The organism is Streptomyces chlorus (assembly GCF_042655885.1).
GTDB classification, from domain to species: domain Bacteria; phylum Actinomycetota; class Actinomycetes; order Streptomycetales; family Streptomycetaceae; genus Streptomyces; species Streptomyces chlorus.
In genome coordinates this window covers 1-21419 of the sequence record NZ_JBHSOA010000025.1, presented here as the reverse complement: position 1 = coordinate 21419, position 21419 = coordinate 1, and the positions used below count along the sequence as shown (strand labels likewise).

11 protein-coding genes and 2 pseudogenes are annotated in these 21419 nt (G+C 70.5%); 6 read left to right on the top strand and 7 right to left on the bottom strand.

Annotation, left to right across the window (positions count from 1 at the left end; genetic code table 11):
- Positions 1–9: 9 nt before the first annotated feature.
- The 6 genes from pulA to ACFPZI_RS11645 all read right to left on the bottom strand — a co-directional run bounded on the left by pulA (position 10) and on the right by ACFPZI_RS11645 (position 12349).
- Positions 10–5433: a pullulanase-type alpha-1,6-glucosidase gene (gene pulA, locus ACFPZI_RS11670; protein ID WP_381361851.1), complete on the bottom strand. Its 5424-nt coding sequence runs from the start codon at positions 5431–5433 to the stop codon at positions 10–12.
- A gap of 204 nt (positions 5434–5637) precedes the next feature.
- Positions 5638–7011: an alpha-amylase gene (locus tag ACFPZI_RS11665; RefSeq protein ID WP_381361848.1), complete on the bottom strand. Its 1374-nt coding sequence runs from the start codon at positions 7009–7011 to the stop codon at positions 5638–5640.
- A gap of 183 nt (positions 7012–7194) precedes the next feature.
- Positions 7195–8889 (bottom strand): glycoside hydrolase family 13 protein, encoded by a 1695-nt coding sequence (locus tag ACFPZI_RS11660; protein WP_381361845.1) that lies wholly within the window; start codon positions 8887–8889, stop codon positions 7195–7197.
- A gap of 159 nt (positions 8890–9048) precedes the next feature.
- Positions 9049–9963 (bottom strand): sugar ABC transporter permease, encoded by a 915-nt coding sequence (locus ACFPZI_RS11655; RefSeq protein ID WP_381361842.1) that lies wholly within the window; start codon positions 9961–9963, stop codon positions 9049–9051.
- 13 nt (positions 9964–9976) lie between these two features.
- Positions 9977–10981, bottom strand: coding sequence for a carbohydrate ABC transporter permease (locus ACFPZI_RS11650; protein WP_381361839.1), 1005 nt, complete (start codon positions 10979–10981; stop codon positions 9977–9979).
- 96 nt (positions 10982–11077) lie between these two features.
- Positions 11078–12349 (bottom strand): extracellular solute-binding protein, encoded by a 1272-nt coding sequence (locus ACFPZI_RS11645; protein ID WP_381361836.1) that lies wholly within the window; start codon positions 12347–12349, stop codon positions 11078–11080.
- A gap of 472 nt (positions 12350–12821) precedes the next feature.
- Here ACFPZI_RS11645 and ACFPZI_RS11640 point away from each other — a divergent pair, with 472 nt between their 5' ends.
- Positions 12822–13856: a LacI family DNA-binding transcriptional regulator gene (locus ACFPZI_RS11640; protein ID WP_381361833.1), complete on the top strand. Its 1035-nt coding sequence runs from the start codon at positions 12822–12824 to the stop codon at positions 13854–13856.
- Positions 13857–14038: 182 nt separating this feature from the next.
- A pseudogene (locus ACFPZI_RS11635) lies at positions 14039–14872 on the top strand (phosphatase PAP2 family protein); the annotation flags it as partial.
- A 585-nt stretch (positions 14873–15457) separates the two neighbouring features.
- On the opposite strand, the gene ACFPZI_RS11630 reads toward ACFPZI_RS11635, so the two are convergent.
- Entirely contained in the window at positions 15458–18460 is a 3003-nt protein-coding gene (locus ACFPZI_RS11630; RefSeq protein ID WP_381361830.1) for a bifunctional [glutamine synthetase] adenylyltransferase/[glutamine synthetase]-adenylyl-L-tyrosine phosphorylase, read from the bottom strand.
- 148 nt (positions 18461–18608) lie between these two features.
- Here ACFPZI_RS11630 and ACFPZI_RS11625 point away from each other — a divergent pair.
- From ACFPZI_RS11625 to ACFPZI_RS11610, 4 genes and pseudogenes are all read left to right on the top strand, one after another.
- Positions 18609–18704 (top strand): annotated as a pseudogene (locus ACFPZI_RS11625) (pyridoxamine 5'-phosphate oxidase family protein); the annotation flags it as partial.
- Between the two features lie 53 nt (positions 18705–18757).
- Entirely contained in the window at positions 18758–19219 is a 462-nt protein-coding gene (locus tag ACFPZI_RS11620) for a VOC family protein (protein ID WP_381362912.1), read from the top strand.
- Between the two features lie 97 nt (positions 19220–19316).
- Entirely contained in the window at positions 19317–20057 is a 741-nt protein-coding gene (locus ACFPZI_RS11615) for a helix-turn-helix domain-containing protein (RefSeq protein ID WP_381362910.1), read from the top strand.
- 383 nt (positions 20058–20440) lie between these two features.
- Positions 20441–21379, top strand: a complete 939-nt coding sequence (locus tag ACFPZI_RS11610) for a TauD/TfdA dioxygenase family protein (RefSeq protein WP_381361827.1) — start codon at positions 20441–20443, stop codon at positions 21377–21379.
- Positions 21380–21419 lie beyond the last annotated feature (40 nt).

Below are 21419 nucleotides of genomic sequence, written 5' to 3'. Positions count from 1 at the left end.
CCCGGTGCCTCAGCCGGCCGCGGTGAACACCGCGACCGAGCGGGCCGGGACGGTGAAGGTGCCGGTGTCCGCCGCGTAGGACGAGGTCTTCACCCCCGCGTCCGAGCCCGCCGCCTGCACCGGGTGCAGCCGGTGGCCCGTGCCGGCGAGGGCGCCGACGCGCTGTTCCTGCCGGTGGGGCGTGGCGTTGAAGACGACGACCAGGTCACCGAGGCGCATGGTGATCACGCCGGGTGTCTCGTCCTTCCCGGACAGCGGGAAGGACAGCGCGGACTGCACCTGCCCCGCGGTGTCGAGGGAGAAGGCCCCCTCCGTCGTACGGATCTTCAGCAGGTCCCGGTACGCGGCCGAGGCGCCCTCGATCTGCGGGCACCCGACCTGCACCGCGCCCAGCAGGGGCTTGGCGTAGGGCCACTTGTCGGCGTTGTCGGCGGCCGGCGGCAGACCGCGGCCGAAGCCGTTGCCGTCGGCGCAGTTCCAGTGGAGGGCGTTGAACCAGTCGCCGCTGTCGTAGGAGTTGCGGTCCAGGGACTTGGAGCGCAGCAGGTCGGTGCCGGCCTGGGAGAGCGCCGGGCCCTGCGAGAGGGCGGCGGTCGCCATGGCGAGGACCTGCATACGGGCCCGGTCGTCGACGCTCACGGACGTCGGCAGCTTGAACGTGAGCGCGTCGAACAGCGACTCGTTGTCGTGCGCGTCGGCGTAGGCGAGGGCGTCACCCGGGGCGGCGGCGTAGCCGGCCGGTGAGCCGTTGTAGTCGACCTGGGAGCCCTTGACCTCCTTGCCGTCGGTGTCGGTGAAGCGGTACTCGGCGAGGTTGCCGCTCAGGCCCACCTTGATCAGGTCCTGGTAGTGCAGGAGGCGGGCCTTCTGCTCGGCCTCGGTGCCGTTGCTCTTCGAGGTGTTCGGGTCGGTGTAGAGGCCGGAGGCGAAGCCCTGGACGCCGGGGTCCTCGTCGAAGGGGCCGCCGCCGCGGACGGCGTCACGGGCCCGGTCGGAGAAGGTGGCTATGCCGGTGCCGGCCATGTTCTGCTGCGTGGCCTGCTCGAAGCGGGCGTCGTCGGCGATCTCGCCGAAGTTCCAGCCCTCGCCGTACAGGATGATCTTCTTGCCGTCGACGCCGTCCTTCTTCACGGTGAGCGCGTCGAGGGCCTTGCGCACGGCGAGCATGTTCGCCTTCGGGTGGTGGCCCATGAGGTCGAAGCGGAAGCCGTCGACCTTGTACTCCTTGGCCCAGGTGACGATCGAGTCCACGACGAGCTTGCCCATCATGGCGTTCTCGGGCGCGGTGTTGGCGCAGCAGGTGCTGTTGGCGACGGAGCCGTCGGCGAGGAGCCGCTGGTAGTAGCCGGGCACGATCCGGTCCAGGACGCTGGTGTTCGCCTGGCCACTGGCCGCGGTGTGGTTGTAGACGACGTCCATGACGACGCGCAGGCCGTCCTCGTTGAGCGCCTTGACCATCTTCCGGAACTCGACGGTACGGGCCGTGCCGTCCGGGTCGGTGGCGTAGGAGCCCTCGGGGACCGTGTAGTGGTACGGGTCGTAGCCCCAGTTGTAGGCGTCCTTGGCGGCGGCCTTCGCCACGCACTCCTGCTGCTTCTCGGAGTCGGCCGGGTGGGCGGCGAGATCGCAGTCGACGGTGGACCGGTCGGACTTCTTCTCGGGGATGGTGGCGATGTCGAAGGCGGGCAGCAGGTGCACGTACGAGGTGCCGGCCTGCGCCAGCTTCCGCAGGTGCTTCGAGCCGTCGCTGTCCTTGTCGGTGAAGGCGAGATAGGTGCCGGGCTGCTTCGCCGTGCGGTCCTCGACGGAGAAGTCGCGGATGTGCAGCTCCTGGATCTGGGCGTCCTTGAGGGGGACGGCCTTCGGCTTGTCCAGGCCCGACCAGCCCTTGGGGGCGAGGTCGCGGTCGCCGAGGTCGACGGCGAGGCTGCGCACGGAGTCGGTGGTCAGGGCGACCGAGTAGGGGTCGGTGACCTTGTTGGTGACGAGCTCGCGGGTGCTGGGCGCCCACACCTTCACCACGTACCGGTAGGGCTTGCCCTTCCAGGACGTCGGGCCGGTGACGGACCAGACGCCGGTGGCGTCGTCGCGTTTCATCGTGGCGGTGGAGCCGCCGATCTCCAGCGAGACGCTCTGCGCGGTCGGCGCCCACACGGAGAGCGTGGGACGGCCGTCGCGGAAGACGGGGCCGAGCGCCGCCTTCGTCGCGCCGGCCGCGTACAGGTCGTCCAGGGCGCCCGCGATCTGCACGCCGGTCGCCGCGAGGACGGCGCCGCTGGCAGATCGCTGGGCGGCGACGACCTGGCCGCGCAGGGCCTCGCGTACGCGGTCCCGGTCGCGCGGGTCGACGGTCCAGGCGGTGCCGTCCTTGAGGTGCGGGAACGTCGCCTTCTGGGCGTCGGTGAGGGACGTCTTCGTCAGCCGGAGCACGTGCGTGTCGTCGCCGGTGAGCGTGCCGTCCTGCGCCTTGATCGAGCCGGTGCGGGAGGCGAGGAGCTGGGTGGAGGCCGCTCCCTCGGAGCCGTTCCAGACGACGGTGTTCCGGTCGATCCAGACCGCCTTCGAGGTGGTCAGGTCGACGGCGGCGGCCGAGCCGGGCGGCTGGGGCAGCAGGTACTTCTCCTCACCGCTCACCAGCCACACCTCATGGCCGTTCGCCTTGAGGTCGAGCGACTGGTCGGAGGGGAGGTCCTTCTCGTCGCCCTTGTGGATGATGTAGCTGAGACTGGTGGCACCCTCGGCGAGCGGTACCTCGAAGACCGCGCCATAGGGATCAGTCTTCACCGGCTTCAGGGGCTTCGACCAGTCGGTGGGATCGGCGGCGCCGGTCCACGTGTGGAGTCCCCAGCCGTCGTAGTTCCCGTCCGCGCGGTGGTAGTGCAGCACCGCCTTGGTCTTGTCCTGCGCCGGGTACTCGGGCCGTTCGGTGGTGACGGCCTCCTTGCCCTGCTCGATCCAGATCTCGCCGTGCCTGGTGACGTCGATCGTGCGGTCGGTGGAGACGTCCTTGTTGCCGTCCTTGTCGATCACCAGGAAGCCGACGTCCGAGGCACCGGGCTTGAGCTTGACGTGGGCGAAGGCGCCGTAGGCGTCGCGGCCGGTGAAGGGGTGGCTGTCCGGCCACTCGGTGGCCTCGCCCTCGGCGAGGTCGCCCCAGGCGTACAGGCCCCAGTCGTCGTAGTCGCCGTCGGCACGCTGGTAGTGGACGATCGCGTGGTCGCGGGAGGCGGCGGACGGCGGCTCCGCCACGGGCGGGGTGCCGGTGGTGGAGGCGGCCGGGGCGCTCGCGGTGCGTCCGGCCGAGTCGATCACGACGGCCTTGTAGCGCAGGGCGGTGCCGGCGGGCACGTCGTCGCCGATGGTGTGGGTGACCTTGTGGGGGGCGTGGTCGGAGGAACCGAGCGTGCGCCACTTCCCGGTGCCGGTCTGGGCGGCGAAGACAACGCGGTTGAGCTGCCCGCCCTCGACGTCGGCGGTGAGCTCGACGGTGCCGGTGGCGCCGGCCTCGGGGGCCGTGAGGGTGACCGTGGGCTTGGCGGCCGGCTTGGCGAGCGGGCCGGACGCCTTGAGGACGATCGCCGAGCCCGCCGGGACGGTGACAGTGATCTTCTTGCCGGCGTCGCTGGTCACGGAGGCGTCGGTGCCGTGGATACCGCGGAAGGTCATGCGGGCGGAACCGGTCGCGAAGGTGGCCTTCCTCGCCTCGTCGGCGTTGTTGAAGGCGACGACGTACTCGGTGGTGTCCTGGCCGGTGCGGGTGCCGGTCGCGGTGCGGGAGAAGGCGTAGACGCCGGGGCCGTCGGCCGCGTACCGCTCCTGCTGCACACCGTCGGTGAGGGCGGGGTGGGCCTTGCGGAGTTTCGCGAGGGCGCTGATCTGCCGGTAGAGCGGGGACTTCGTGTCGTAGGTGTCGTCGGCGTGGGTGCGGTCGGTGCCGATGAGGTCGTCGTCGAGGTAGTCGGCGGTGCGGGAGGCGAACAGGGTCTGGCGGGCGTCCTTGTCGCCGCCGGCGCCGGTGAAGCCCTGCTCGTCGCCGTAGTAGACGACGGGGTTGCCGCGGCTGAGGAACATCAGCTCGTTGGCGAGCATGTCCTTCTTCAGCAGGTCGGCGTCGGACGCCTTCGGGTTGTCCTGCTTCAGGAACGTCCCGATGCGGCCCATGTCGTGGTTGCCGAGGAAGGTGACCTGCTCGTAGGCGTTGGCCTTGTCGGTCGTGTACTTGTGGTCGTCGCCGAAGACGGAGGCGAGTTTCTGTGCGCCGCCGCCCTGGGAGGCGTACTGGCGGGCCGCCTCCTGGAAGGGGAAGTCGAGGGTGGCGTCGAGACGGCCCTCGGTGACGTAGGGGGCGGTGACGTCGGTGTCGGCGGAGTAGACCTCGCCGAACATGAAGAAGTCGTCGCGCCCCTTCTTGGCCGCGTAGGCGTCCAGGGCGGTGGCCCACTGGGTCCAGAACTCCATGTTGACGTGCTTCACGGTGTCGATCCGGAAGCCGTCGATGTCGAAGTCCTTCACCCACCGCTGGTAGATCTTCTCCATGCCGTCGACGACCTCGGGACGCTCGGTCCACAGGTCGTCGAGGCCGGAGAAGTCGCCGTACTCGCTGGACTCGCCGGCGAAGGTGGAGTCGCCCCGGTTGTGGTACATCGTCGGGTCGTTGAGCCACGACGGGACCTTGACGTTCTTCTTCGCGGCGGGGACGACCGGGGTCCGCGGGAACGATCCTGCGTCGACGCGCGGGAAGGTGCGCGAGCCGTCGGCGTAGTCGGCGTCGTCGAAGGGCTTCCCGTCCTTGGTCAGGTAGGGGAAGGCGCCCTTGGAGAGGTAGTCGTAGGACTTCTCCTCGTAGTCGACGACGTCGGCGGTGTGGTTGGTGATGACGTCGAAGAAGACCTTCATGCCCTTGTCGTGGGCCTTGTCGATGAGGGTCTCGAGGTCCTTGTTGGTGCCGAAGTGCGGGTCGACCTGCGTGAAGTCGGTGATCCAGTACCCGTGGTAGCCGGCGGAGGCGTCCTTGCCGGTGCCCTGCACGGGCTGGTTCTTGAAGATGGGCGCCATCCAGATGGATGTGGTGCCGAGCCCCTTGATGTAGTCGAGTTTCTGGGTGAGGCCCTTGAGGTCGCCGCCCTGGTAGAAGCCCTTGTCGGTGGGGTCGTACCCGGTGCTGAGCCGCGAACCGGTCAGCCCGCCCCGGTCGTTCTTCGTGTCCCCGTTGGCGAACCGGTCCGGCAGGACGAAGTAGAACTGCTCCCGGGTGAGATCGTGCCGCGCGGGGGCCTTCGCCAGTGAGGCGTCGGACGGGGGCGCGGGGGGTGTGGCGGCACGGGCCGCCAGGGGCTGCACGAGGGCGGCGGCGAGCGCGGCCGCGGTGACGGCGGCCACCCGCCTGCCGTGCGCGGTGCGGCGTCTCCCGGACGCCGGCCATCTGGGTGTCACAGGCGTGAACTCCTTGCGATTACGGCTCATTCGGGGCCGATCCCGCACCACGGCACGACCTGTTCCAGCCATGTCACCGGGGTGTCGCGCGACCGTATCGCCGTTGAAAGCTTTACAGCAAGGGTTGTGAAAGTAACGGTAAGGACTTTCATACGGACGCCGGTCGCGCCACCTCCGGTGAACGGCGGCGCGACCGGCGCGCGTTCAGCAGGACGACTTGCCCGCGTACACCGCGAGGGCCGTGTTCGAGCCCAGGGTGGCGGTCAGCTGCCCCGAACCGTTCACCGTCACCTGCGTGTTGTTCTGGACGTTGCAGTACGTGCCGGAGGGCAGTGAGGTCTGGTAGGTGCGGGTCAGGGAGCCGGACTCGTGGTTGACGGCCACGAAGCCCTTGTTGCCCCGGCCGAAGGCGATGGCGTCGTTCCCGTTGTCCCACCAGTTCGTCACGGCCTGGCCGCGCGTGGTGTTGCGGAAGGCGACCATGGACTTGATCTCCGGCCAGGCGTGCTGGCACTTCCAGCCGTTCTGCCAGCAGGCGTTCACCTGACCGCCGTTGGGCGGTCCGGCGTCGTGGTCGGAGAACTCGTAGCCGGAGTTGATGTCCGGGGAGCCGTAGGGCCAGGCCAGCATGAAGACGTTGGCCAGGGTGTAGTTGGCGTTGTCCTTGTAGTTGAGCGTGGAGCCGTTGCGCTCGGTGTCGTGGTTGTCGACGAAGACGCCGGAGACACCGCTGTTCATGTAGCCCCAGCCCTCGCCGTAGTTCTTCAGGTAGGCGAGGTTCTCGTTGTTGAAGACCCGCTTGAGGTCGTAGGCGTAGCGGAACTCCTGGACGTCGCCGGTGCCGGTGTACTCGCCGGGCTGGACGGCCTCGCCGGCGCCGTAGATGGCCTCCTGCTTCCAGTACACGCCGGGGTTGCTCAGGCGGGACTTGATGTTCGCCAGGTCGGCGGCCGGCATGTGCTTGGCCGCGTCGATGCGGAAGCCGTCCACCCCGAGGGAGAGCAGGTCGTTGAGGTACCCGGCGATGGTTTTGCGGACGTACTCCTCTCCGGTGTCGAGGTCGGCGAGACCGACCAGTTCGCAGTTCTGGACGTTCCAGCGGTCCTGGTAGTTGGTGATCTGCGAGGTGCAGTTGTCGAAGTCGGGCGACGAGTACAGGCCGGGGTAGTTGTACTTGGTGTACGAGGAGCCGCCGGTACCGGTTCCGTTGCCCGCGGACATGTGGTTGATGACCGCGTCGGCGACGACCTTCACGCCGGCCGCGTGACACGTGTTCACCATGTTCCGGAAGGCGGTGCGGTCGCCGAGCCGGCCTGCGATCTTGTAGCTGACCGGCTGGTACGACGTCCACCACTGCGAGCCCTGTATGTGCTCGGCGGGCGGGGAGACCTGGACGGAGCCGTACCCGGCGGGGCCGAGGGTGGTGGTGCACTCGCGGGCGACCGAGTTGAAGTTCCACTCGAAGAGGACGGCGGTGACGTCCTTGTTCCCGGGCGGCGCGGCCTGCGCGACAGTCGGGGTCATGACAACCGAGGCGACCGCGAGCGCGGCGACCCCGGCGAGGGTTCTGCGTGCCATGTGGGGTTCCTTCTTCATCGAAGGGTGTGGGGAGTGCGAAGGCGGCTGAAGCTTCTTGCTGAAACCTTCAGAAACCTTGCGGCAACGCAGATGTTAGAGGCCCGCCACCCGAAAGGGCAGCGGGCCGTACGAAGTTGAATGAAAAAGTTGCGGACCGGACCTTCGGGCCGTGCCCGTACCGGGTCAGTCCGTGGTGAACCACACCGTCGTGTCGCCCGGCACCTTCGCCTGGCCGTCCGCCCCGTCCACGTCACCGCTGGCGAGCAGCACCCGCCCGTACGCCGGGGTGATCACCGCCTCGCCCGTGGTGTTGGCGACGCACACGAACTCCCCGCGCCTAAAGGCGAGGACGCCCTCGGGTGCCCGCAGCCACTCCACCGCGTCGCCCGCGCCCAGGTCGGCCTGGTCCCGGCGCGCGGCGAGCGCGGTCCGGTACAGCTCCAGGGTCGAGCCGGCCGCTCCGGTCTGCGCCTCGACGCTCAGCTCGCCCCAGGTCTCCGGCTGCGGCAGCCAACTGCCGCCGCCCCCGAAGCCGTAGGAGGAACCGTCGCGGGTCCATGGGATCGGTACCCGGCATCCGTCGCGGAAGCCGTCCTGGCCCGCGCCCCGGAAGTACGCCGGGTCCTGACGCACCTCGTCGGGGAGGTCGACGACGTCCGGGAGACCCAGTTCCTCGCCCTGGTAGACGTAGGCCGAGCCGGGCAGTGCCAGCATCAGCAGCGTCGCCGCGCGGGCCCGGCGCAGACCGAGTTCGCGGTCCCCGGCCTCCCGGATCTGGGTGCCGAGGCCCGCCGGGTTGCCGAAGCGGGTGGCGTGCCGGGTGACGTCGTGGTTGGACAGCACCCAGGTGGCGGGGGCGCCGACCGGGCGCATGGAGTCCAGCGTGCGGTCGATGACCACGCGCAGTTCCTCGGCGTCCCAGTGGGTGCCCAGGTACTGGAAGTTGAACGCCTGGTGCAGCTCGTCCGGGCGGACGTAGTTGGCGGTGCGCTCCACGGTCGGCGTCCACGCCTCGGCGACGAAGATCCGCTCACCCGCGTACTCGTCGAGGACGAGCCGCCACTGCCGGTAGATGTCGTGCACGCCGTCCTGGTCGAAGAACGGCATGACATCGTTGCCCAGCAGCTTCAGCTGCTCGTGGTCCCCCAGGTCGGGCAGGCCCTCGGCCTTCACCATGCCGTGCGCGACGTCGATGCGGAAGCCGTCGACGCCCATGTCCAGCCAGAAGCGGAGGATGGAGCGGAACTCGTCGCCGACGGCCGGGTGCTCCCAGTTGAAGTCGGGCTGCTCGGGTGCGAAGAGGTGCAGGTACCACTCGCCCGGGGTGCCGTCGGGCTCGGTGACCCGGGTCCAGGCGGGGCCGCCGAAGATCGACTCCCAGTCGTTGGGCGGGAGCTCGCCGCCTGCGCCCTTGCCGGGGCGGAAGTGGTAGCGGTCGCGCGAAGGCGAGCCGGGGCCCTCGGCGAGCGCCCGCTTGAACCACTCGTGCTGGTCGGAGGAGTGGTTGGGCACGATGTCGACGATGATCCGCAGGCCCAGTTCGTGGGCGTCCCGGATCAGCGCGTCCGCGTCGAGCAGGGTGCCGAACATGGGGTCGACGGCACGGTAGTCGGCGACGTCGTAGCCGGCGTCGGCCTGCGGGGAGGCGTAGAAGGGGCTGAGCCACACGGCGTCCACCCCGAGGTCGCGCAGGTACGGCAGGCGGGAGCGGATGCCCTCCAGGTCGCCCATGCCGTCGCCGTTGCTGTCGGCGAAGCTGCGCGGATACACCTGGTAGATCACCGCGTCCCGCCACCAGTCGTGGCGCCTGGTGACGGTGGCTACGGCAGCGTCGGTCGTCGGAGTGGGGGCCGGGGCGGCGGCGTGCTGCTGGCTCATGTCGTCCTTGAATACGTGGGGTCGGTCAGGGAGGCGAGTGGGGCCGAGGAGGCGGGATGCGGCTGACGAGGCGGCCGCGGTGCCGGCGGGGTCGGATGTTTGTGCACCGCGACCGCCTCCCCACGCGCGGTGAGGCGCGCGGGAGTCCTGCGGAGGGCGTCAGCCCTTCGTGCCGCCCGCGGTGAGGCCGGCCACCAGGTTCTTCTGCACGAGGTAGAAGAACGCGGAGACGGGTATCGCGATCAGGACCGCGGTGGCGGCCATGAGGTTGCGCTGGGCGTCGTGCTCGCTGACGAAGCTCTGCAGACCGACGGCGAGCGTGTACTTCTCGTCGTCCAGCATGAACGTCGTGGCGAAGGCGACCTCGCCGAACGCGGTGATGAAGCTGTAGAAGGCGGCGACCGCCAGGCCCGGCTTGGCGAGCGGCAGGATCAGCCGCACGAACGTGCCGAACGGGGACAGCCCGTCGACCCGGCCCGCCTCGTCGATCTCGAACGGAATGGTGTCGAAATAGCCCTTCATCAGCCAGGCACAGTACGGCACCGCGGTCGAGCAGTAGACGAGGATGAGGCCGAAGTAGGTGTCGATCAGCTGAAGGTCGGACAGGATCTGGTACATCGGGACCATCAGGACGGCCACCGGGAACATCTGGGTGACCAGCAGGACCCACATGAACTTCTTGTACCCGGGGAACCGCATCCGGGAAACCGCGTACCCGGTGGTGGCGGCGACCAGGACGCCGATGACGGTGGTGCCGAGCGAGACGATCAGCGAACTCTTCAGCCAGTCGAAGAAGTTCGTGTTCTGCAGCACGAACGCGTAGTTGTCCAGCGTCATCTTGCCCCAGATACCGCCGGGGCGCAGATAGTCGTCCTTGTCCGGGCCGAGGGACAGGAAGACCAGCCAGGCGACCGGGAACAGCGCGACGACGCTCGCCACGACCAGGATGCCGTGCGAGGCGAGGGCCCCGCCGCGGCCGATCTCACCGCGCCGGGTGCTGGGCCGCCGGGGCGTGGTCTTCTCTGCCGGCTTGCCCGTCACCACGGCTGACGGCGGGCTGTCGAGGGTGCTCATGGGGGCTCCTGCCTCAGATCGCGAGCTGCTGCTCATTGCGGTTCAGCCAGCGGCGGTAGAAGGAGGTGAAGACGATCAGGATGGCCAGCAGCAGCATGCCGTAGGCCGCGGACTGCGCGAAGTCGCGCGGCTGCTGCCCGAAGCCGAGTTGGTACGCCCAGGTGACGAGGATCTGCGCGTCCGGGGCGGTGTTGCCGAACAGCAGGAAGATGACCGCGAACTGGTTGAAGGTCCAGATGATGCCGAGCAGGACGACGGTGGAGCTGACCGAGCGCAGGCCCGGCAGGGTGACGTGACGGAACCGCTGCCAGGCGCTGGCGCCGTCCATCTCGGCCGCCTCGTACAGCGTCCCGTCGATCGACTGGAGGCCGCCGAGCAGGGAGACCATCATGAACGGCACACCGCACCAGGTGTTGACCATGATCGCGGCGAACCGCTGCCAGAAGGTGTCCTCGAGCCACAGCGGCGTCGGCAGGCCCAGGGACTCCAGGGCCGAGTTGATGATGCCGGCGTCGGCGAGCATGAACCGCCAGCCGAAGACGGTGACGAAGGTCGGCACGGCCCACGGCAGGATGAGGATCAGCCGGTAGAAGGTGCGGCCCCGCAGCTTCTGGTTGAGCAGCAGGGCGAGACCCAGACCGATGGTGTAGTGCAGGCCGACGCAGGCCGCCGTCCAGACGATCGTCCAGATGAAGTGCGACCAGAAGCGGTCGTACGCCGTCTCGCCCCAGAGGATGTCGGCGTAGTTGTCCAGGCCGATGAACTTGTACGTGGCCTCGATCTCGTTGACGCCGATGGTGCGGGCCGAGTTGAGGCTGTTGGCGTCGGTGAGGGTGAGGTAGAAGCCGTACGCCAGGGGATACAGCACGAGGACGCCGAGCACGACGACCACGGGCACGATCATGGCGAAGGCGTACCAGTACTTCTGGTAGGCGTGCTTCAGGCGGTCGGCCCGGCCGGCGCGGGGCGGGCGGTCACCGCTGCGCTTGCCGGTCGCGCGGTCGATGGCGACTGTCATGGTTCGGCACCTTCTGGATGATCAAGGGGTTCGGCACACAGGCCGGTGGCCGCCGGGTCCTCCCTTCCCGGAAGGGACCCGGCGGCCACGCGGGCCCTACTTGCTGAAGTCCGGCACCAGCTTGGCGATGGCGATCTCGGCGTCGTTCAGACCCTTGTCCAGGGAGTCCTTGCCGCCCGCGATCTGGAGCAGTTCGTCGTCGAGCGGACCCCACAGCGAGCTGTACTCGGGCAGGGCCGGGCGCGGCTGGGCGGCCTCGAGGACCGTCTGGTAGCCGGCGATGCCCGGGTCGGCCTTGACCTTGTCGGTGTAGGCGTCGTCACGCGTGGGCAGCGTGGAGTTCTTCAGGGCGATGGTCTCCTGGGCCTTGGCCGAGCTCATGAAGTTCACGAACTTCAGCGCGGCCTTCTGCTTCGCGGCGTCGGAGCCGGCGTAGACGGAGAGGTTGTGGCCGCCGGTCGGGGCGCCCGCCGTGCCGGCGGAGCCGGCCGGGACGGTGGCGATGCCCAGGTTGTTCTTGTCCTTGAAGGCCGAGCCCTTGTAGAAGTTGGTGATCTCCCACGGGCCCTGGATGATCGCGGCGACCTTGCCGTTGACGAACGCGTCCTGGATGTGGGCGTAGGCGTCGGCGGTGGTGTCGGCCTTCTTGAGGCCCTTGCCGTCGAAGAGGTCCAGCCAGGTGCCGTAGGCCTTCTTGGCCTCGGGCGACTTGACGGTGATCTTCTTGGCGTCGGCGTCGACCGTGTCGGTGCCCTCGCCGTAGAGGAAGGACTGGGCGTAGTAGGCCTGGGTGGAGCCCCAGTAGCCGTCGACGCCGGTCTTGTCCTTGACGGTGGCGGCGGCCTTCTTCAGGTCGTCCCAGGTCTTGGGAGCCTCGACGCCGGCCTTCTCGAACAGTTCCTTGTTGTAGACCAGCGCGAGCGTGTCCGTGACGAACGGGACGCCGTAGACCTTGTCCTCGTACGTGGCCTGCTCGATCAGGTTGGACTTGAACTTCGCCTGGTCCTTCAGCGCCTCGGTGCCGTCCAGCGGCAGGAAGAAGCCCTTCTTGGCGAAGGCGGGGGTCCAGCCGACCTCGGAGCGCAGCACGTCGGGGGCACCCTTGGAGCCGGCGGCGGTGTCGAACTTGTTCTGCGCCTGGTCGAAGGGGACGTTGACGTACTTGACCTTGACGTCCTTGTTGGCGGCTTCGAACTCCTTGACCAGGGCCTGGTACGTCGGCGCCTCGTTGGTCGCGTTGGAGGTGTCCCACCAGGTGATGGTGACCGGGCCGTCGGCCGAGTCGCCGCTGTCGCTGTCTCCGCCGCAGGCCGTCGCCGTGAGGGCGAGGGACGCCACCAGCGCGGTGGCCGCTATGCCACGCCGCATGAGTTCTCCTTGAGGGTGAAAGCCCGTGTGCTGCAGATACGGCCCCGTCTGCCGACCTGCCGACTTGCCGACCGCGCCAATGGGGCCGCCGGGCGACGTGAACGTAACAGCGATGCAACCGATTCGAAAGACCTTGCTGAAAAATTTTGCAAGAAAGCCCGACGGTTACCCCGTCGTGACCTCTCCTTGACCCCTCCCCGCGATACCCCGATCGCCGCGCCACCGCCGGGTTTCCGGCGCCAGGACAGGCGTTCGGACGGTTGTGCAAGACTCTGCAAGTACTTGCCATCCGTTTCCGTCGGGGGAATCATCCGTTGCGGGACGGACGCCGAGCACCCACGCCGAGCACGACCGGCCGACCACGACATGAGGGACCGCGATGACCCAGCAGCCCGCGACGGGCCGTTCGACGGCGCGCACCAGGCGTCCGGCCGGTGTGCAAGGAGTGGGGCGGCCGATAGGGTCCGGTGCTGTGACCACACGTCTTGCCGACATCGCCGCTCAGGCCGGGGTGAGTGAGGCGACCGTCAGCCGCGTGCTCAACGGCAAGCCGGGCGTCGCCGCCACCACCCGCCAGTCCGTCCTCGCCGCTCTCGACGTCCTGGGTTACGAACGCCCGGTGCGGCTGCGGCAGCGCAGCGAGGGCCTGGTGGGGCTGATCACTCCCGAGCTGGAGAATCCGATCTTCCCGGCGCTGGCCCAGGTCATCGGGCAGGCACTGACCCGCCAGGGCTACACGCCGGTGCTGGCCACCCAGACCCCGGGCGGGTCGACGGAGGACGAGCTGACGGAGATGCTGGTCGACCGCGGGGTGGCCGGCATCATCTACGTCTCCGGACTGCACGCGGACACCACGGCCGACATGCAGCGCTACGAGCGACTGCGCGCCCGGGGGGTGCCGTTCGTGCTGGTCGACGGCTTCTCGCCGAAGGTGCAGGCGCCGTTCATCTCGCCCGACGACCGGGCGGCGATGGGGCTGGCGGTCACGCATCTCGCCTCCCTCGGCCACACCCGGATCGGGCTGGCGCTGGGGCCGAAGCGGTTCGTGCCGGTGCAGCGCAAGATCGAGGGCTTCGTCCGCACCGTGCAGGAGCAGCTGGGGCTGGCCGCCGAGACCGTGGAGACGGAACTGGTCCAGCACTCCCTGTACACCTTGGAGGGCGGCCAGGCCGCCGCCACCGCGCTCATGGACCGCGGGTGCACGGCGGTGGTGTGCGCCAGCGACATGATGGCGCTGGGCGCGATACGGGCGGCCCGGCAGCGCGGGCTCGAGGTGCCGACGGACATCTCGGTGGTCGGCTTCGACGACTCCCCGCTGATCGCCTTCACCGACCCGCCGCTGACCACGGTCCGCAAGCCGGTCCCGGCGATGGGGCAGGCCGCGGTGCGCACCCTGCTGGAGGAGATCGGCGGGACGCCCGCCCCGCACAGCGAGTTCGTGTTCATGCCGGAGCTGGTGGTCCGCGGCTCGACGGCTTCGGCACCCGGGGACCGGAACCGGCCCTAGGGCCGGCCGGGGACAGGAATTGGGGTTCCCCAGGTCACCGTGTCGTCCCCAGGTCGGAGTCGCCGGACTTCGCGCACTGCCCGGGCAGGAGGCCGCGGGACTCTTTCCGGGGGAGGACATGCGGGTCGGCCGCGGCCGGGGCATGATCTGCGGAAGGGGCTTTTCTGGCAGACTCTGTGCTCATGGGCGAAACGACGGTGACCACGCTGGAAGGCCGGCATCAGGCCGCAGCGCGCCCCGTCGAGGACAGGGTGGGGACGGGACTCCTGCGCCGGCTTCGTACCCCCCGCCGGCCGCGGCTGTGGTTCGAGATCCTGCTGATCGCGGTGAGTTACTGGACGTACTCGCTCGTCCGCAACGCCGTGCCCGAGCAGAAGTCCGAGGCGCTGCGCAACGCGGACTGGCTCTGGAACCTGGAGCGGCAGTTCGGTCTCGCCTTCGAACAGTCGGTCAACCACGCCGTGAACTCGGTGACCTGGCTCGTCATCGGCATGAATTACTACTACGCCACACTGCACTTCGTGGTCACGCTGGGCGTTCTGGTGTGGCTCTCCCGTAGTCACCCCGGCCGTTACGCGGCGGCCAGACTGGTGCTGTTCTCGACCACCGCCGTCGCTCTGGCCGGTTACTACCTGTTCCCGCTCGCCCCGCCGCGTCTGATGACCGGCGGCGACTTCATCGACACCGTGATGGTCCACGAGACCTGGGGTTCGATGGCCTCCGGCGACCTGAAGAACATGTCCAACCAGTACGCCGCGATGCCGTCGATGCACATCGGCTGGTCGGTGTGGTGCGGGCTGACCGTCTTCGCGCTGGCGAGGGTCCCGTGGGCGAAGGTCCTGGGCCTGCTGTACCCGGCGGGCACGCTGGTGGTCATCGTCGCCACCGCCAACCACTTCTGGCTGGACGCGGTGGGCGGCGTGCTCTGCCTCGCCTTCGGCTACGCGCTGGCGACCCTCTGGTACGGGAGCAAGCCGTACGCGCTGCCGCGAGAGGTGCCGGACGGTGGGGACGGTGGCAGCCGGGACAGAGGCGGCTGGAGCAGGGCCTTCTCGGGCAGAGGTTTCCCGGGCAAGGGTTTCCCGGCCAGGGCTTTCCCGGGCAGGCGCGGCACGGGCAAGGCCGTCGCGGGTTCGGACGGTGGGGGCACGGACGGTGGAGGCACGGACGGTGGAGGCACGGGCCGCGCGAACGCGGGCGTCGTGAGCCCGCGCGCCCCGGACGACTCCGCCGGCCCTCGCACGGCCGACGGCGCCCTCGCCACGCGCCCCCCTGGCGGCGCCCCCGCCACGAGCGCGTCCCCCCACGCGCCGGACGCCCCGCGCCACTGAGGCTGAATCCACCGACGAAAACCGGACCCGAGCAGCCTTCGTCCAGGTCAGCGGCCCGACTGAGCCGTTCCGCGCCTTCACCTCTCAGGTGAAGATCGACTACCCCCCGAAGGAGTGGTTGACCTGGGAGGACACGGTCTGCCCTCCATGGTCATCGGTGGATCCAGGCTGAGGCGTCCTTCACCATCGAGGAGGCGCCCGTACCACTGCGGCGCCCCGCACTCCGGGTGACCACGCCCGCCGCCTGCGCCGGGTGCCTGCGACCCGCCCCTACGCCCCGCCGTAGAACAGCTCCTCCATCACGCCCCGCGCCCTGCGGGCCGTGCGCCGGTACACGTCGAGCATGTCGCCGGCGTGGCCCGGACCGTAGCCGAGGTAGCGGCCGACGGCGGCCAGGTCGCGCGGGTCGGCGGGGAAGGTGTCCCCGGCCCGGCCCCGGACCAGCATGACCGCGTTGCGCACGCCGGTGGCCAGCACCCAGGCCTCATCGAGGATGCCCGCGTCCCCCGCGGAGATCAGCCCGGCCGCCTGGGCGGCCGCCAGCGCCTCGCGGGTACGGGTGGTACGCAGCCCCGGCTCGTGCGCGGCGTGCCGCAGCTGGATCAGCTGGACGGTCCACTCCACGTCGGTCAGGCCGCCGGGACCGAGCTTGACGTGCAGCTTGGGGTCGGTGCCGCGCGGCAGCCGCTCGGACTCCATGCGGGCCTTCAGGCGCCGGATCTCGCGCACGTCTTCCTCGGCGAGCCCGGCGGGCGGGTAGCGCAGCGGTTCGATCAGCTCGACGAAGCGGCGGCCGAGCTCCTCGTCGCCGGCCACGTGCTCGGCGCGCAGCAGCGCGTGCCGCTCCCACACCAGGGACCAGCGCCGGTAGTACGCCTCGTACGACCCCAGGGTGCGCACCAGCGGTCCGGACCGGCCCTCGGGACGCAGGTCCGCGTCGATGAGCAGGGGCGGGTCGGCGCTGGGGGCCTGGAGCAGGCGGCGCATCTCGGCGACGACCTTGCCGGCCGCGTCGGCCGCCTCCCGCTCGTCCACGCCGTCGCGCGGCTCGTGGACGAACAGGACGTCCGCGTCGGAGCCGTAGCTCAGCTCGTGGCCGCCGAAGCGGCCCATCCCGATGATCGCGAAGCGGGTGGGCAGACTGTCCCCCCAGCCCTCCCGGACGACCGCGCGCAGCGTGCCGGCGAGGGTGGCGGCGGTCAGGTCGGACACGGCGCCGCCGACCAGGTCCACCAGGGCGCCCTGGTCGGCCTCGGCGGGCTGGGACTCGGTGCCGTAGGAGCCGATGATGTCGGTGGCGGCCGTGCGGAACAGCTCGCGGCGGCGGACCCCGCGGGCGGCGGCGACCGCCTGGGCGGCGCCGTCGGCGCGACGGACGGCGGCGAGGACCTCCTGTTCCAGGTGGGCGCGGGAACGTGGCCTGAGGCCGCCGGCATCTCCGTCGCCGAGCAGGGCCACCGCCTCGGGGGCGCGCAGCAGCAGGTCGGGGGCGAGCCGCCCGGCGGACAGGACGCGGGCGAGGTTCTCGGCGGCGGCGCCCTCGTCGCGCAGCAGCCGCAGGTACCAGGGGGTCTTGCCGAGCGCGTCGGAGACCTTGCGGAAGTTGAGCAGGCCGGCGTCCGGGTCGGCGGATTCGGCGAACCAGCCGAGCAGCACCGGCAGCAGGGTCCGCTGGATGGCCGCCTTGCGGGTCACGCCGGACGCCAGCGCCTCCAGGTGGCGCAGGGCGGCGGCCGGGTCGGCGTAGCCGAGGGCGACCAGCCGTTCGCGGGCCGCCTCGGCGCTGAGCCGGGCCTCGCCGGGGGCGAGCTGGGCGACCGCGTCGAGCAGCGGCCGGTAGAACAGCTTCTCGTGCAGCCGCCGTACGACGGAGGTGTGCCGCCGCCACTCGCGGGTCAGGCTCGTCACCGGGTCGGTGCGCAGGCCCAGGGAGCGGCCGATGCGACGCAGGTCGGCGTCGTTCTCCGGAACCAGGTGGGTGCGACGCAGCCTGAAGAGCTGGATGCGATGCTCCAGGGAGCGCAGGAAGCGGTAGGCGCCGTCGAACTGGGCGGCGTCCGCACGGCCGACGTAGCCGCCGGCGGCGAGGGCACCCAGCGCGTCGAGGGTGGTGGCGCTGCGCAGGGAGGTGTCGGCGCGGCCGTGCACCAGTTGGAGCAGCTGTACGGCGAACTCGACGTCGCGCAGTCCGCCGGGGCCGAGCTTGAGCTGGCGGTCGACCTCGGCGGTGGGGATGTTGTCGATCACCCGGCGGCGCATCTTCTGCACGTCGGCGACGAAGTTCTCCCGCTCGGCGACCTGCCACACCAGCGGTCGCAGGGCGGCCACGTACTCCTCGCCGAGGGCGAGGTCGCCGGCCACCGGGCGGGCCTTGAGCAGCGCCTGGAACTCCCAGGTCTTGGCCCAGCGCTGGTAGTACGCGCGGTGCGAGGCGAGGGTGCGCACCAGCGGGCCGTTGCGGCCCTCGGGCCGCAGGTTGGCGTCGACGGGCCAGATGGTGCCCTCGACGGTGTTCGCGGAGCAGATCCGCATCATGTGCGCGGCCAGCCGGGTGGCGGCGCGCAGGGCCTTGTCCTCGTCGGCGCCGTTCACCGCCTCGCCGACGAAGATGACGTCGACGTCCGACACGTAGTTCAGCTCGTGCCCGCCGCACTTGCCCATCGCGACCACCGCGAGCCGGCACAGGGCGGCGTCCCCGGGCGCGGCGGCCTCGGCGAGCGCGAGGGCGGCGCGCAGGGTGGCGGTGGCGAGGTCGGCGAGTTCGGCGGCGGTCTCGGACACCTCGGTGGTGCCGCAGACGTCGCGGGCGGCGATGGACAGCAGGCAGCGCCGGTAGGCGACGCGCAGCGACACGGGGTCGGTGGCTCCGGCGAGGCCGTGCTCGAACTCGGTCACGCCGGGGTGCAGGTCCCGCGCCTCGTACGTGACGAGCACCTGCCAGTCGTCGGCGTGCCGGGCGAGATGGTCGGCCAGGGCCTCGGAGGCGCCGAGCACGCCGAGCAGCCGGTCGCGCAGCGGTTTGGCGGCGATCAGCGTGTCCAGCAGCTCCTGCCGGCCGGTGGCGCCGGTCTGCGCCTCCAGCAGCCGGACCAGTCCCAGCAGCGCGAGGTCGGGGTCGGCGGTGCCGCCGAGCGCCTCGAGCAGCACCGGATCGTCGCGCACCGCGGCCAGCTCGGGGCTGTCCAGCAGCCGCTCGGCGGCCGACGGGTCGGTGAAACCGTGCCGCAGCAGCCGCGTGAAGGTACTGCTCCTGCGCCCCGGCACCGACGTCATCCCCGGCCTCCCTCGGTCCTCGGCTCGCCTCGACCTCACCACGAGCTCATCCAGGCAACGAGCCTATCCGCCCCACCGCGCCCCGGCCCCGGCCCCGGGACGGCCGTGCGCGATGAGTTCCGGGGGCGGGCGGATGGGGTCAGACCATCCGGGACACGCCGTCGTGTTTTCGGTGGCGCCCAGCACTGTTTTCGGCTTCGGTAAGGGAGAGCCGTTCAGCCAGACCAGATGGCGGTTCGCGTGACGCCGAGAGACCGCACCGACCGCACCGACCCAGCCGGAGGAACCCCGATGAACATGGCCATGACCCTCGAAGTGCTTCCGCTGCCCGTCAGCGACATCGACCGGGCCAGGGACTTCTACCGGGACAAGGTCGGCTTCCACGTCGACATCGACCAGGAGGTCATGCCGGGCATGCGCATCGTCCAGCTGACGCCCCCGGGCTCCGGCTGTTCGATCGCGCTGGGCGACAGCATCTGGAAGATGTCGGGCGGCGCCCGCCCGGCCCCGGGCTCGTACCAGGGCCTGCAGCTGTGCGTCGCCGACATCAAGGCGGCCCACGCCGAACTGACCGCCCGCGGCCTGGAGATCTCCGAGCCGGTCGTGTACGCCCCGGACGACGGCGCCACCTTCATGTACTTCAAGGACCCGGACGGCAACGGCTGGGCCGTCCAGGAGTACCGCCGCCGCGCCTCCGAACCCCTCCACCAGCTCCTGACGGACCTGGCCACCGAGGCGGGCGGCCCGGATCACTCGTAGGTGTACCGCTCCCCTCTTCCCCTCACCCGGCGTCGCCGCCGTACCTACCGTGAAACGCCTCGCGATACGACGCGACGCGTACGACGGAGGGGTGCGGATGTCGGCGGACGGTGAGGCGGTACAGGTCAGGGGCGAGGCGGACGAGCCGGGGTGGGAGGTCGACCCGGATGACGAGTGGGGAGTGGCCGTCGTCGCCACGGTGGGCCGTCAGTTGAAGCTGCGGCGGGAGTCCGTGGGCATGCGGGTCGCCGACTTCGCGGCGGCGATGGGATACGGGGAGGACCTCGCCTACAAGGTCGAGGCCGGCAACCGGATCCCCCGCCCCGAGTACCTGGAGAAGGCCGACGAGGTGCTGGGCGCGGGCGGACTGCTCGCCGCGATGTCGGAGGACGTGGCGAAGGTCCGGGACTCCAAGAACACCCGGGGCCCCGGCTCACCGTCCCCCCCGGCCGCCTGGACGGACTTCCTGGGGAGCGCGGGCGGCGGTGACCGCCGGGGCGGGCACCGCCTTCCCGGTCGCAGCGGAGTGTCTCAGCACCGGCAGATCCTTCCGCAGCTCAAACGCGGTGGCCTCGGAGCACTGCTTCTCGCCCTCTTGACGCTTGTTGAGATACGGCAGTTATACGCGCCTCGAAGGGCCTGCTCAGCGCGGACGATGCGAAGGCGTTCCTCATCCTGCTCGCCGCACGCTCACCAGCGGGGACCGGCCGTCGCACAGAAGAACACCGCCGAACTGGCCCCGCTCGCAAGGAGGTGGGCCTCGACCGTCCGCCGGGACCGCGACGTCACCGCCGCGGGAAGCCCCGGTTATGTGCGGGAGATCTGCGAGGACGCGTGAGGCGGGCGGCGGCAGGGCGAGGCCCCGTTGACAGAACACGTGCAAGATCACACAATCGTCGCCATGACCACGTACTGGTTCGTCAGGATGTCGGGGGCGCCGCGCGTCCCGGATCGAACCGGCTGCGAGCGCTCCGGCCGATAGCCGGCCGCGCCCTCTGACCCCGGCCCGGCCTCTCGCCGCCCGAGCCCGCTTCCCCGCCTTCCCGGCCGACGGCCCCGCGCAGCCCCTCTCCCGGGCCGTCCCGGCAGTCCCGCACACCCGCGTACGGCGGGTGTGCTCCTCGGCGTCCGCGATGCCGGGACGGTCCGTGCCCCGACACGGCCGGCCCGTCCGCATCCCCGTGACCCGTTCGAACACCGTGTGCAGAGGAAGGACGTCCCGTGACCGTCACGAACACCGCACCGACCACCACCCTGCGTGAGGCACGCATCCCCGGAGACGGCATCTACGAAGGACGGCGCGTCCTGCGCCGTGTGCCCGAGGGGTGGGAGGAGCGGCCCTACGAGCTGTTCGAGGTCGAGCCGCAGGCGCGCACGATCGGTGCCGAGATCGGAGGAGTCGACCTGTCCCGTCCGCTCGGCCCCGGGCTGCGCGCCGAACTCCACCGGGCCCTGCTGGAGTGGAAGGTGCTGTTCTTCCGGGGCCAGCACCTCGCCCCCGACCGGCAGCGCGCCTTCGCGCGCCACTGGGGCAAACTGGAGACCAACCCGCTGCTCGCCGCCGGTTCCAGCGAGGACGTCGTCCGCTTCGACAAGGGCAGCGGGTCCACTCCGACGTTCGAGAACGTCTGGCACGCCGACGTCACCTTCCGCGAGCGGCCGGCACTCGGTGCCGTCCTCCAGTTGCGCGAGGTGCCGCCGGCCGGCGGCGACACCCTGTGGGCCGACATGGCCGCCGCCTACGACAACCTCCCGCAGGACGTGAAGGACCGTGTCGACGGTGCCCGCGCCGTGCACGACTTCATCCCCGGTTTCGCGCGGTTCTACGGGCCCGAACGGCTCGCGCCGCACCAGGAGCACTTCCCGCCCGTGGAACACCCCGTCGTGCGCACACATCCCGACACCGGGCGGCGCATGCTGTTCGTGAACGCCTCCTTCACCACCCGGATCACCGGCATGTCCCGTGAGGAGAGCGACCGGCTGCTGCGCTACCTCTTCCAGCAGGCGCACATCCCCGAGTACCAGGTCCGTTTCCGCTGGCAGCCCGGTGACGTGGCGTTCTGGGACAACCGGGCCACCCAGCACTACGCGGTCAACGACTACGGCGCCCACCGCCGAGTCGCCGAACGCGTCGCCATCGCGGGCGACCGCCCCTTCTGATCCTCCGGCGCACGGCCGTGCGGGGTCCGGGACCCCGCAC

Excerpts from the sequence above, each read along its gene's own strand:
- ACFPZI_RS11665 (WP_381361848.1), bottom strand. The coding sequence starts at position 7,011 with ATGGCACGCAGAACCCTCGCCGGGGTCGCCGCGCTCGCGGTCGCCTCG.
- ACFPZI_RS11645 (WP_381361836.1), bottom strand. The coding sequence starts at position 12,349 with ATGCGGCGTGGCATAGCGGCCACCGCGCTGGTGGCGTCCCTCGCCCTC.
- ACFPZI_RS11615 (WP_381362910.1), top strand. The coding sequence starts at position 19,317 with ATGTCGGCGGACGGTGAGGCGGTACAGGTCAGGGGCGAGGCGGACGAG.
- ACFPZI_RS11630 (WP_381361830.1), bottom strand. The coding sequence starts at position 18,460 with ATGACGTCGGTGCCGGGGCGCAGGAGCAGTACCTTCACGCGGCTGCTG.
- ACFPZI_RS11650 (WP_381361839.1), bottom strand. The coding sequence starts at position 10,981 with ATGACAGTCGCCATCGACCGCGCGACCGGCAAGCGCAGCGGTGACCGC.
- ACFPZI_RS11660 (WP_381361845.1), bottom strand. The coding sequence starts at position 8,889 with ATGAGCCAGCAGCACGCCGCCGCCCCGGCCCCCACTCCGACGACCGAC.
- ACFPZI_RS11655 (WP_381361842.1), bottom strand. The coding sequence starts at position 9,963 with ATGAGCACCCTCGACAGCCCGCCGTCAGCCGTGGTGACGGGCAAGCCG.
- ACFPZI_RS11620 (WP_381362912.1), top strand. The coding sequence starts at position 18,758 with ATGGCCATGACCCTCGAAGTGCTTCCGCTGCCCGTCAGCGACATCGAC.